The following is a 13,031-nucleotide window of genomic DNA, read 5'->3' on the forward strand; positions in this document are numbered from 1 at the left end:
AATTTCCAAGAATATGAACCTGGATCTGGCTGCGCGTGATGATGGCTTCCCTTGTGGGGGAGTGGTTGTTGGGTGTGGTTGGTTTTCGTGGTTCTCTCGAAAATTACTCCTTGATCTTTTGTGGTCAAGTTTTTAAGAGCACACGGTGGATGCCTTGGCATTAGGAGCCGAAGAAGGACGTAGGAATCTGCGATAAGCCTGGGGGAGTCGATAACCGGACTGTGATCCCAGGGTGTCCGAATGGGGAAACCCCGCCAGACGCGCGAGTGATCTGGTGACCCGCATCTGAACACATAGGGTGCGTGGAGGGAACGCGGGGAAGTGAAACATCTCAGTACCCGCAGGAAGAGAAAACAACAGTGATTCCGTTAGTAGTGGCGAGCGAACGCGGATCAGGCTAAACCGACCCATGTGTGATAGCCGGCGGGCGTTGCATGGGCGGGGTTGTGGGACTTGTTGTCCTGGTTCTGCCGGACCGGGGAGGTGTGAGTGCTGGTATAGGTGAACGGTCTTGAAAGGCCGGCCGTAGAGGGTGTGAGCCCCGTAACCGTAATGCTGTGCACCGCCTTTGATGAGTATCCCAAGTAGCACGGGGCCCGAGAAATCCCGTGTGAATCTGTCAGGACCACCTGATAAGCCTAAATACTCCCTAATGACCGATAGCGGACCAGTACCGTGAGGGAAAGGTGAAAAGTACCCCGGGAGGGGAGTGAAACAGTACCTGAAACCGTGTGCTTACAATCCGTCGGAGCAGCCTTGTAGCTGTGACGGCGTGCCTTTTGAAGAATGAGCCTGCGAGTTAGTGTTACGTCGCGAGGTTAACCCGTGTGGGGAAGCCGTAGCGAAAGCGAGTCTGAACAGGGCGTTGCAGTGGCGTGATCTAGACCCGAAGCGAAGTGATCTACCCATGGCCAGGTTGAAGCGACGGTAAGACGTCGTGGAGGACCGAACCCACTTCAGTTGAAAATGGAGGGGATGAGCTGTGGGTAGGGGTGAAAGGCCAATCAAACTTCGTGATAGCTGGTTCTCCCCGAAATGCATTTAGGTGCAGCGTTGCGTGTTTCTTACCGGAGGTAGAGCTACTGGATGGCTAATGGGCCCTACAAGGTTACTGACGTCAGCCAAACTCCGAATGCCGGTAAGTGAGAGCGCAGCAGTGAGACTGTGGGGGATAAGCTTCATAGTCGAGAGGGAAACAGCCCAGACCACCAACTAAGGCCCCTAAGCGTGTGCTAAGTGGGAAAGGATGTGGAGTTGCGAAGACAACCAGGAGGTTGGCTTAGAAGCAGCCATCCTTAAAAGAGTGCGTAATAGCTCACTGGTCAAGTGATTCCGCGCCGACAATGTAGCGGGGCTCAAGTACACCGCCGAAGTTGTGGCATTCACATATTTTCCAAGCCTTTGTGGTTCAGGAGTGTGGATGGGTAGGGGAGCGTCGTGTGGGCGGTGAAGTCGCGGTGTAAACCAGCGGTGGAGCCTACACGAGTGAGAATGCAGGCATGAGTAGCGAAAGACGGGTGAGAAACCCGTCCGCCGGATGATCAAGGGTTCCAGGGTCAAGCTAATCTGCCCTGGGTAAGTCGGGACCTAAGGCGAGGCCGACAGGCGTAGTCGATGGACAACGGGTTGATATTCCCGTACCGGCGAAAAACCGCCCATGTTGAACAGGGGATACTAACCGCCCGAGACCTGCCCGACACCCCTTGTGGGTGAAGGGTTTTGGTGGAGCGCGGGACCTGATCCTGGGAGGCAAGCGTATTAACAGGTGTGACGCAGGAAGGTAGCCGAGCCGGGCGATGGTTGTCCCGGTCCAAGGATGTAGGGCGAACGGTAGGCAAATCCGCTGTTCATGTGCCTGAGATCTGACGGGACTCCCGTAAAGGGGGGATTCGGTGATCCTATGCTGCCTAGAAAAGCATCGGCGCGAGGTTTTAGCCGCCCGTACCCCAAACCGACACAGGTGATCAGGTAGAGAATACTAAGGCGATCGAGAGAATTATGGTTAAGGAACTCGGCAAAATGCCCCCGTAACTTCGGGAGAAGGGGGGCCCCAACCTTGAACGGTACTAGCGACCGGGAGGGGATCGGGGCCGCAGAGACCAGGGGGAAGCGACTGTTTACTAAAAACACAGGTCCGTGCGAAGTCGCAAGACGATGTATACGGACTGACTCCTGCCCGGTGCTGGAAGGTTAAGAGGACCGGTTAGCCTCACGGCGAAGCTGAGAATTTAAGCCCCAGTAAACGGCGGTGGTAACTATAACCATCCTAAGGTAGCGAAATTCCTTGTCGGGTAAGTTCCGACCTGCACGAATGGAGTAACGACTTCCCCGCTGTCTCAACCATAAACTCGGCGAAATTGCAGTACGAGTAAAGATGCTCGTTACGCGCAGCAGGACGGAAAGACCCCGAGACCTTTACTATAGTTTGGTATTGGTGTTCGGAGTGGCTTGTGTAGGATAGGTGGGAGACGTTGAAGCCCGGACGCCAGTTCGGGTGGAGTCATCGTTGAAATACCACTCTGGTCACTTTGGACATCTAACTTCGGCCCGTAATCCGGGTCAGGGACAGTGCCTGATGGGTAGTTTAACTGGGGCGGTTGCCTCCTAAAAAGTAACGGAGGCGCCCAAAGGTTCCCTCAGCCTGGTTGGCAATCAGGTGTCGAGTGTAAGTGCACAAGGGAGCTTGACTGTGAGAGAGACATCTCGAGCAGGGACGAAAGTCGGGACTAGTGATCCGGCGGTACATTGTGGAATGGCCGTCGCTCAACGGATAAAAGGTACCTCGGGGATAACAGGCTGATCTTGCCCAAGAGTCCATATCGACGGCATGGTTTGGCACCTCGATGTCGGCTCGTCGCATCCTGGGGCTGGAGTAGGTCCCAAGGGTTGGGCTGTTCGCCCATTAAAGCGGTACGCGAGCTGGGTTTAGAACGTCGTGAGACAGTTCGGTCCCTATCCGCTGCGCGCGCAGGAAATTTGAGAAGGGCTGTCCTTAGTACGAGAGGACCGGGACGGACGAACCTCTGGTGTGTCAGTTGTACTGCCAAGTGCACCGCTGATTAGCTACGTTCGGATGGGATAACCGCTGAAAGCATCTAAGCGGGAAGCTCGCTTCGAGATGAGATTTCCATACACCTCCGGGTGTGAGAGGCCCCCAGCCAGACCACTGGGTTGATAGGCCGGATGTGGAAGCGAGGACTAACGACTCGTGAAGCTGACCGGTACTAATAGGCCGATAACTTACACCACACAAGAACAAAGAATGCTTGCGTCCACTATGTGGTTCCCAACCAACAAACCCGTTGGAAGCGAACCGAAATAAATTGAATAACAACACCACTGTTGTTGTAACCACTGTTTTCCCACACACACCCGCGCGGGTGTGTGCCGGGTCAAAGGGTTACGGCGGTCATAGCGTGGGGGAAACGCCCGGTCCCATTCCGAACCCGGAAGCTAAGACCCACAGCGCCGATGGTACTGCACCCGGGAGGGTGTGGGAGAGTAGGTCACCGCCGGACAACCATTAGGTCGAGAGCCCCAACCAGTCACTGGTCGGGGCTCTCCCGCATTTAACCACCATCCACACCCGCCCAGGGCCCCGGCGCATCCGCCGGGGCCCTGGCCGTTTAAAACCTGACCCGTCCAAAAAGTCGCACCGCCCGCCCCCCGGCGCCCGGCGTCAGCCCCAGAATTCGGTGAGCTGCTCGGCTAGGGCGCTGCCCTGGTTGTAACCAGCCCGGGCAGCGGGCGGACGTAGCGTCAGATCCATCGCATTGGCGCCGAACATGTGCTCGGAGTTGCTATCCGGGAAGATGGTTTCGACTTTGCTGCCGCCTGCGCGTAGCCCGTCGACCTGTGTTGCGAGATGCAAGCCCCAGTTCACCGGCGTCCGTGTTCTGCCGCCGAATGGCGAGAGCACCAGCACCCGCTGGTATCCGGCCGCCAGATCGGCATTTTCGGCGTTGGATCGGTAGCCGCCGTCGATATAACGGTTGTCCCCGATCCCGTAGGCGAAGCCACTGGCACAGCTAGCGGCAACGGCGTCCGCCAGGTCGACTCCGCTTTGGCGGTCGAAGACGACCGGTTCACCGGATTGGGCATCGACTGCTGTGATGAGCACCCTTCGTTGCGGCCAGTGCTGGCTGGGCAGCCGCGCGGCGACAGTTGCGCGCCACCGCTGCTGTACGGACGTGTCCGACGCCGCATCCATGTCGAGTGCCGCCGCGCCCATTCTGCGGCGCATGTCGGCTGCGTCCTCAGCGGCGGCAATGATCTTGCTGGTTCTCTCCATGTGGTCCGCCACTGGCTTGGACGGAACGCGTCCGCTGCCGGATCCGGCCGGACCGGTCCCTTGCTGGAGCCGGGGCTGGGGCTGGGGCGCGGCGGCGAGGATGGCGGCCAGCAGTTCGGCGGGGGTCGCGCCAGCTATCTGGGCCGCGGCCGTGGAGCCGGCTGACGTTCCGATGGTCAGGTCGGCTGTGGTCACGTCCAGCCCGGAATCGGACAGGCCGGCGATGACGCCGATCAGCCACGCATTGCCTGTCGATCCGCCGCCACCGAGGACCAACGCTCGGTCGGAGACCGTCGTGGAGGTGAAATGCAGAGGTGAAGAAGGTGTTGTGTTCATGGGAGTCGCCTTTCGCGAATTTGCCGGCGGTGCTCCCGGTGGCGACTACTTCAGTCGCGCGATCGTGGACTGCGGGGGAGCACCCGTTGCGGATACTGCGTTCATGGGTCTCACCTCCTGCCAATAGATCACGATCACCGGAAAGCTATCACTTCGGCGAAGGGGCGCGCAATCGGCAACATGAGATTCCAGCCAGTATCCTGCTTTCCCTCTGCCCCGGGAACATGTCCTGGCAGGACGCCGTTGTATGTGGGACGCCGCCTCATGGTTCAGCGGCTCAATCACAGCAAAGGACACCTCATGCCCCAGCGCACCATCGTGATTACCGGCGCCAGCGACGGCATCGGTGCAGCAGCCGCGCGGTACCTGGCGCGGGCAGGCGACTGGATCGTCGTCGTCGGGCGTTCCCCAGGGAAGACCGCAGCGGTCGGTGCGGAACTGGGCGTTGACTACTTCGTCTGCGACTTCGCGGAGCTGGCGCAGGTGCGAGAGCTGGCCGCGGCGTTGCGCGAAAGGTACCCGCGAATCGATGTCCTGGTGAACAACGCCGGCGGGATCATGCGCGGCCATGAGCTGACCGTGGACGGCCACGAGAAGACGTTCCAGGTCAACCATCTAGCGCCGTTCCTGCTCACGAGCGAGCTGATGGATATTCTCACCGCCAGCCGTGCCACCATCATCAATACCTCCAGCGCTGCCAACGGTTTCGGGCGCCTGGATCTGACGGATCTCAACTCAGAGCGCAGCTACTCGACAAACCGCGCCTACGGTACGGCGAAGCTGGCGAACATCCTGTTTACCGCGGAGCTGCAGAACCGCTACGGGAAGGACGGCATTGCGGCGGCCGCCTTCCATCCCGGCGTCGTGGCGACCAACTTCGCTGCTGAGTCCACAAGCTGGTTCCGCCATGCCTACAAGACCGTGTTCAACCGGTTCCTGATCTCGGCCGAGCAGGGCGCTGACACGCTCGTTTGGCTCGCTACATCCCCGCCCGGACGGGACTGGGTGCCCGGCGCCTTCTACGTCAAGCGTGCGCTGGCGAAGGCCAACAAGCAGGCCTACGACGCCGGGCTGGCGAGGAGCCTCTGGGACCGCAGCCTGGAGCTAGTCAGCGCCGGCGAGCCGCTGGAGAAGCCCGAACTGGACAACGTCTGACATGTGTCAGCCGAAGGTCTCAACCTTCGCAGCCTATGCCATCACTGTCCCTGTCCAGGCCGTAGATGTCCGCACCAGTGACGGTCACCGGACCCTGTACATAGGCGGGCCCGTTACCGCTCCGCCAGCGCAGTCCACGTCTGAGGCGATTGGTACGCAGGCGCCAGAGTAATTCGGGTCGCAGTTGGAGGGGGCAGCTGCAGGCGGTGCGACTATGGCCTGCTGCGCTGCCTTGTCCGCCGCCGCTTGCGCAGCGGCAGCTTCCTGGGCTGCCGTGGCTTCTGCTGCACGTTGCGCTGCCTGAGCGGCGGCCGCCGCCTCCGCAGCCCCGCGGGACGGTTTCGGTCTAGGCGGCGAGAGCTGAGGGAGGGTTTGGGGTTAGGCGGCGAAAGGTGAGGGAGGGTTTGGGGTCAAGCGACGAGAGGTGAGGAAGGGTTGGCCTGGGTCAGCGGCGCAGGCGCAGACCTTCAAGGGCCTCGAGCGCTGCGATGGAGCGGCTGATGGCCTGCTCGAGGCCGGCCTCGGATTCGGGAACCGAGAACAGGTAACCCTGCATGGCGTCGCACTGCAGGTCCGTCAGGTAGGCGGCCTGCTGGGAGGTTTCGATGCCCTCGGCGGTGACGCCAAGACCAAGGCTGTGGGCCATGTTGATCATGGAACTGAGGATCGGCAGCTTCTCCGCCCCTGTCCGGACCATGGAAACGAAGGACTGGTCGATCTTCACCGCGTCCACCGGCAGATCCTGAAGCCTGCCCAGCGAGGAGTAACCGGTGCCGAAATCATCGAGCGCAACCCGCACGCCGGCGCTGCGCAGGCTTGCAAGCTGGCTGATCACGTGGTCGTCGGCATCGAAAAACACGCTCTCCGTCACCTCCAGCACCAGCTGCCGGGGGTCCATGCCGTGGGACTCGGCCATGTCCAGCACGCTGCCGGCGAAATCGCAGTCCCGCAGCTGCACGCCGGACACGTTGACCGCAAGGGAACGCTCGGCGCCGGCTGAAAGCCAGGGTCCAAGCTGGATAAAACTTTCCCGCATCATCTGCAGGCCGACCGCAGAGATCAGTCCGCTGCGCTCCGCCGTCGGAATGAACTGTGACGGCGGGACATTCCTCCCGTCGCGCTCCCACCGTGCCAGGGCCTCGAACTGGATCACCTCACCCAGCTGAGGCGAGACAACCGGCTGGTAGCTCACGCTGATCTGGTCGTTGTCGACGGCGAGCCTCAGTCCCGCTTCCATGTCCGTCCGCTGCACCAGGGCCGTCATCATCTCCGGCTGGAACCGCATGTACCGGTTCTTGCCCGCCGCTTTGGCCGCGTACATCGCCACGTCCGCACGCCGCAGCAGCTCCGACGCGGCCACCGCGTCCTCACAGAGCGAAGCGATTCCCAGGCTCAGGCTGGGCCGCAGCATGGACCCCTCGATCCATACCGGAACATTGAGCGACTGCACGATCCGCGCCGCGATGGACTCGGCATCTGTGGCTTCGGTCAGAAGCACGACGAACTCGTCACCGCCCAGCCGTGCCACCGTGTCGTCCGGCCGGACGCATGCCCTGAGCCGGCGGGCCACCTCCACCAGCATCTGGTCCCCTGCGGCATGGCCCAGGATGTCGTTGACCTCCTTGAAGTCGTCAAGATCCAGAAGGAGGACGTCGACGGCGGCACTGCCACCGCCGTGCAGGGCTTCAGCCAGCTGGTCATGGAACAGCTTTCGGTTCGCCAAGCCGGTCAGCGGATCCTGGAACGCCATGGCTCTGAGCTGTTCTGCCTGCTCGGCGAGGTCCGCCATCGCCTGCCGCGCCTGCTCCTGGGCCCGGCGCCGCGGCGTCACATCACGGAAGCTCCAGACCCTGCCCACCACCACGTTGCCGACCCGCTGCGGCCGTGAATAACGCTCAAAAGTACGGCCGTCGCGGAACTCCAGGGTGTCGTGGCTTTCCGCGGTGGGGTGCGCGTACAGCTCGTTGACCTTGTCCACGAAGCTTTCCGGGTGCGAGAGGAGACCAAGCACATGATTCATCACTGCAGCGTCATCGCCTGTGGCCATTAGTTCGCGCGGGATACCCCACATCTTGCTGAACTGCTCGTTGATGCCGGCGATATTGCCGTCGATGCCCACCACCAGGATTCCGTCGGCCGTGGACTCCAGGGTAGCGCTGAGCAGCGACATCGCCTCCCGCAGCTCGGCGTCGGCCTCCTGCCGGTGAAACGTGGGCCGGACCGACGCGACCAGGCATGGGCCGCCGTCGGACTCCAGCAGCGAGCAGGCCACCTCGCCGTGGAACTCCGTGCCATCACTGCGCAGGCCGTAGGACTCGAAAGGGGTCTGTGCGGCGGCGCTGTCTCCGGACCCGCTGCGCAGGCTGGCGAAGAGTCGGTCGAAACCGCCGCGGTAGCCTTCGGCGAGGAGCATCCGGTGGTCCTGGCCCACGAGCTGAGGCCTGCCGTAGCCGAAGAGCCTCTCGGCGGCGGCATTGGCCCGGGCAATGACCCCGTCGCCGGCCACCACCAGTACCGCGTCCGGCAGCGCGTCGAATAGGGCAGCGGAACTGTCGGCCGGATCCTCCCCAGGACGTGGGGAAGCCGCTGTCATGCCACCGTTGCGTGAGACCGCGAGAAACTCATTGAGCGTCCACCCCCTCACCAAGATGGTACCGCTGACCCTCCCCACCGGCACCCTAACCTCGCAAGCTCGGCCAGGGAACCCTGCCGGCGTGGGCCCGGGCGTGGGCCCAGGCTCAACCAGCGGACGGAGGCTCAACCGGCGGAGATGTGCTCAGTCAGAGCCGCCGCCTGGTTCGTGCCGAGGCCGCGCACCGTCCAGTCTTCCGCCCGCCACGCCGCGGTATCCAGCACGTTGCGCGCGTCCAGCACCGTCCGGCGTCGTACCAGCTGCCCGACGGCGGCCGGTGACAGGTCGCGGTACTCGGCCCATTCCGTCAGCAGCAGCACCAGCTCGGCACCCTCGAGCGCCCTCGCGGCAGAGGCCTCGAAGCGCAGCTGCGGGAAGCGCATCCACGAGTTGTTGATGGCCTTGGGATCCGTCACCGTGACGTGCGCACCGGCCGAGGCAAGCCGGAGTGCGACGTCGAGGGCGGGGGAGTCGCGGATGTCGTCCGTGTCCGGCTTGAACGCCGCGCCCAGCACGGTCACCGTCCGGCCGGCGATCGAGCCGCCGCAGAGTTCCTTGGCAACCTCCGCGGTCCGGGCACGCTGGCCGAGGTTGATGGAGTCCACCACGGCCATCCAGTCCTCCACAGAATGGACCTCCAGCGCCTGCGCCTGGGCCCGGAGGCTGCGGATGTCCTTGGGCAGGCAGCCGCCGCCGAAACCGAGCCCGGCGTGCAGGTACCGGTTGCCGATGCGCGGGTCCATGCCCATCGCCTCGCTCAGCTCGCTGACGTCGGCGCCGGCGGCGTCGCACAGTTCCGACATGGCGTTGATGAAGCTGACCTTCGTCGCCAGGAAAGCGTTCGACGCCGATTTGATCAGTTCCGCGGTGGCGAAATTGCACACGAGCCGCGGGATGCCGGCGCGCAGCAGCGGCTCGTACACCGCGTCCAGTACGGCGGTCACACCGCGGGCCGCTCCCGGCGTCCCGTCGCTGCGGCGCCCGAAGGCGCCCTCCTTGCCGCCCCGCACCCCGTACACCAGCCTGTCCGGCACCAGAGTGTCCTTCACCGCCGTGCCCTGCCGCAGGAACTCGGGATTCCAGCCGAGCAGCACGTCGGGCCGTGCCGCGAGGATGCGCCCCAGCTTGTCGACGGTCCCCACGGGCACCGTGGATTTACCGACGACGGCGGCACCCCTGCCCAGGTGCGGAAGGAGACTTTTGGTGGCGGAGACCAAGTAGCTGAGGTCGGCGCCGTCGGACGTCTTCGATTGCGGCGTGCCCACGCAGAGGAAGTGCATCTGCGCCCCGGCGGCGTCGGCGAAGGCAGTGGAAAAGCGCAGGCGGCCGGTGGCCCGGCCGTCGCGCAGGAGTTCGTCCAGTCCCGGTTCGAAGAAGGGCGCCCGGCCGGCGGCCAGCTGCTCGACACGTGCGGGGTCGACGTCGATCCCCACCACCGTGTGGCCCATGGAGGCGAGAGTGGCCGCATGCACGGCGCCGAGGTAGCCGCAGCCGATCACGGAAATGTTCACAGGATGGCTCCTTGAGTGCTGTTGGTTTCTGGTTCCGGAAGCTCAACCAGCGATCCGCTGGTTGAGCCTGGGCCCACTCCGGCAGGGTTCCTTAGCCGAGCTTGCGAGGTTGGGGTGCCGGTGGGGAGCGAAACCGAGGGAGTTTTTGTTTCGCAGTGATCTCGACAAACTCGATCAGCGATGGAGGTGCCGGCAATGACGGCCTTGTAGTCCCGGACCAGTTCCGCGCACAGGGCCGGCCACGTCCGGCCCTGTACCGAAGCGTGAGCCGCCGCGGCGAACGCGCGGCGCTTGGCGTCGTCGCCCATCAGGTCCATCACATGCCTGCGCAGGCCGGCCAGGTCACCGGGTTCATAGAGCCAGCCGGTGCGGGAATTTTCCACCAGATCCAGGGGGCCTCCGCGGCCCGTGGCCACCACCGGAACACCCGATGCCATGGCCTCCTGGATGGTCTGGCAGAAGGTCTCGAACTCGCCCGGGTGGACGAACAGGTCGAACGACGCCACGGCCCGGGCCAGGTCTTCGCCGCCGAGGAATCCGGTGAACACGGCGTTGGGAAGCGCTTCCTCCAGCGCGGCCCGCTGCGGACCGTCACCCACAATCACCAGGCGGGTGCCGGGGATATCGGCCAGCACGGCAAGGTCCTCCACCTGCTTCTCCACCGCCAGGCGGCCCACATAGCCGATGATCCGCTCACCGCCCGGCGCCACGGAAGCCCGCCATCCGTCGTCGCGCTTTCCCGGTGCAAAACGCGCGGTATCCACACCGCGCCGCCATATGCCCACCCGCAGAATCCCGCGGCCGCGCAACTGGTTCAGCGCGAAAGTGGACGGCACCAGCGTCCGGGACGCCAGGAGATGAATGTTTTCCACCCTGTTCCAGGCCCAGTTCTCCAGGAACGGCACCCCGTACCGGGCGGCGTAGCCGGGAACCTCGGTCTGGTAGATGGCCACCGTGGGGATCCCCAGCTGATGCGCGGCCTGCGCCGCCCGCCAGCCGAGCACGAACGGCGACGCCAGGTGGACCACGTCCGGTGCGTAGTCGGCAAGGATTCTCTTGACCCGGTACACACCTCCCAGCGCCACCCGCACGTTCGTGTAACCCGCCAGCGGAACGGAGGGCAGCCGGTGCACAAACGCGCCGTGCACAACGTCCAGAACATCAGCGTCCGACGTCGACGGCGCAATCACCAATACCTCATCGCCCCGTTCCTGCAGGTGCTCAAGCACTCGCAGGATGGAGTGCGTGACTCCGTTCATCAGCGGCAGGAATGATTCGGCAACGATAGCGATCCTCACCCCTCAACGGTGTTCCCGCCGTCTAACCATGCGGGGGAGTGGGCGTGACCGTGAAGGGAAGGTTGGGTAAACAGGCGGGGCTAGCGTTCCTCGTGGCGGAGAACGTCCGGCAGCTCGTCCACGAAGACAGTCTGCGGCGGGTCGAGGTAGATGACCAGCACCTCGTCACCGACAGGAAAGACACTGACCTTGTCGAACGGGTAGGCGTGGAAGGCGCTGACCCCACCACGGTACGGGAGCATGACCTCCCCCACGGTACCGGGGCCGATCCGCCCGGTGACCCGGCCGATCTTCCCGGTCAGGCTCCGGTCAACGTTTCTGTGCACCATGGTCCTCGACCTCCCTGGGCTACCTCGACCCCTGTCCTAGGCGCCGGGCTGCTTCGGCGGCTGCTTGGCGTGGTTCTGCCCGTTTTTCAGGGCACTCGACAGCCGCGGCAGGAACGAGCCGGCTTGGGTGATGATCCCGCCGACCATGCTGTTGACGCCGTCAGCGCCGTTGAGAACGGTGAACTGGTCGACGTGTCCGAACGGTTCGGCCGCCGCCGCCACAATGGCCGGCATGTTTTCCGCCAGCTGCTGGGCGATGACGGCGTCCTGGTTGCTTTCGAGGGCCTCGCCGCGGGCCTTGATGCCCTCAGCCTCCGCCAGCGCCTTGGCTTTGATGGCGGAGGCTGCTGCATCGCCGCGCGCCTTCGTGGCTGCCGCCTCTGCTTCGCCTGTCACCCGGGTGCCTCCGGCAATCGCCGCGGCCGCGCTCGCGCTGGCCTGCGCCTCCACTTCCACCCGGCGGGCATTGGCCTGCGCCTCGAGTTCCGTGCGCTTGGCACGGGCTTCGGCTGCACTGATGTCCGCGGCCTTCTGTGCTTCCGCCTCGGTGCGCTGTGCGTAGGCCTTGGCGTCGGCGGGCTTGCGGATGGTGGTCTGCAGCTTCTGTTCCTCGCGGTCTGCCTCGAGCTTGGCCACCTCTGTTTCCTGGACCACCACCTGCTGGCGCGCGGTAGCGTCGGCCAACGGGCCCGCCTGCGCCGCATTGGCCCTTGCCCGTTCCGCGTTGGCCTGCGCCGCCGACTGTTTGATGGCGGAGAGGCTCTGGGCGTCGGCGATCTGTGCGGCGGCCTCGGCTTCCCGCTCCGCGGCCTCACGGTTCCTTGTTGCTTCGGCTATGCGGGCTTCCATTTTGACCTGGGCGATGTGCGGCTTCGCGATGTTCTGGATATAGCCTGTGGGGTCCTGGAGGTCCTTGATCTGCAGGGAATCCACCACGAGGCCAAGTTTTTCCATTTCCACGCCGCTCGCCCCGCGGACCTGGGACGCCAACTTATCGCGCTCGCGGATAATTTCCTCAACGGTCATGCTGCCGATAATGGAGCGAAGGTGTCCCTCGAAGACGTTATACACCTGGCTTTCCATTTTGGGCTGCTGGCCCAGAAACCTTCGTGCCGCGTTGGCGATAAAGGCGGGGGCATCCCCGATTTTATAAATGACGACGCCTTCGACCACAACCTGGATGCCTTGGGACGTGACGCAGGAGACCTTCAGCTCTGTCTCGCTCAGCGTGAGCGACAGCGTCCGGACCGTCTGCAGGCCGGGAACCACCAGGGCGCCCTTCCCAGTGACGATCTTAAAGTCCATCCCGTCGGTGCTTTCCAGGGTGCCGTGCGTCAACCCGGAGATAATGAGGGCCTCGTTCGGCTCGGCCACCTTCCACATCAGTTTGACGGCCAGCCAAATGGCCAGAACGCCCAGAAGCACCGAGACAACAATAATAATCAGGGGCAGGATGGCTGCCAGGTTCTCCATGGCGGT

The 13,031-nt window shown here is 63.6% G+C and carries 7 protein-coding genes and 2 rRNA genes; 3 read left to right on the forward strand and 6 right to left on the reverse strand.

Annotated elements, in window-relative coordinates; translation table 11 throughout:
* The first annotated feature begins 122 nt into the window (after positions 1 to 122).
* Positions 123 to 3,249: ribosomal RNA gene (locus QF036_RS07215) — 23S ribosomal RNA — on the forward strand.
* A gap of 152 nt (positions 3,250 to 3,401) precedes the next feature.
* Positions 3,402 to 3,518, forward strand: a 5S ribosomal RNA gene (gene rrf, locus QF036_RS07220).
* Positions 3,519 to 3,679: 161 nt separating this feature from the next.
* Here the strand turns inward: rrf and QF036_RS07225 are convergent.
* A complete protein-coding gene (locus QF036_RS07225; protein WP_307100505.1) occupies positions 3,680 to 4,627 on the reverse strand; it encodes a patatin-like phospholipase family protein in 948 nt (315 codons plus the stop codon).
* Between the two features lie 300 nt (positions 4,628 to 4,927).
* Between QF036_RS07225 and QF036_RS07230 the strand changes: the two genes are divergently transcribed.
* Positions 4,928 to 5,782 (forward strand): SDR family NAD(P)-dependent oxidoreductase, encoded by an 855-nt coding sequence (locus QF036_RS07230; RefSeq protein WP_307100507.1) that lies wholly within the window; start codon positions 4,928 to 4,930, stop codon positions 5,780 to 5,782.
* 445 nt (positions 5,783 to 6,227) lie between these two features.
* On the opposite strand, the gene QF036_RS07235 is transcribed toward QF036_RS07230, so the two are convergent.
* The 5 genes from QF036_RS07235 to QF036_RS07255 all read right to left on the reverse strand — a co-directional run bounded on the left by QF036_RS07235 (position 6,228) and on the right by QF036_RS07255 (position 13,025).
* Positions 6,228 to 8,375, reverse strand: coding sequence for a putative bifunctional diguanylate cyclase/phosphodiesterase (locus tag QF036_RS07235; protein WP_307100509.1), 2,148 nt, complete (start codon positions 8,373 to 8,375; stop codon positions 6,228 to 6,230).
* A gap of 164 nt (positions 8,376 to 8,539) precedes the next feature.
* A complete protein-coding gene (locus QF036_RS07240) occupies positions 8,540 to 9,925 on the reverse strand; it encodes a UDP-glucose dehydrogenase family protein (RefSeq protein WP_307100511.1) in 1,386 nt (461 codons plus the stop codon).
* Positions 9,922 to 11,223 carry a glycosyltransferase family 4 protein gene (locus QF036_RS07245; protein WP_307100513.1) on the reverse strand — a complete coding sequence of 434 codons (1,302 nt, stop codon included), beginning with the start codon at positions 11,221 to 11,223 and terminating at the stop codon, positions 9,922 to 9,924. Before QF036_RS07245 ends, QF036_RS07240 begins: the two co-directional genes overlap by 4 nt.
* Before the next feature lie 80 nt (positions 11,224 to 11,303).
* Positions 11,304 to 11,549, reverse strand: coding sequence for a hypothetical protein (locus QF036_RS07250; protein ID WP_306926717.1), 246 nt, complete (start codon positions 11,547 to 11,549; stop codon positions 11,304 to 11,306).
* Between the two features lie 39 nt (positions 11,550 to 11,588).
* On the reverse strand, positions 11,589 to 13,025 hold the full coding sequence (locus tag QF036_RS07255; protein WP_307100516.1) for a flotillin family protein: 1,437 nt from the start codon (positions 13,023 to 13,025) through the stop codon (positions 11,589 to 11,591).
* Positions 13,026 to 13,031 lie beyond the last annotated feature (6 nt).

It is taken from the genome of Arthrobacter globiformis (assembly GCF_030817195.1).
GTDB lineage: Bacteria > Actinomycetota > Actinomycetes > Actinomycetales > Micrococcaceae > Arthrobacter > Arthrobacter globiformis_D.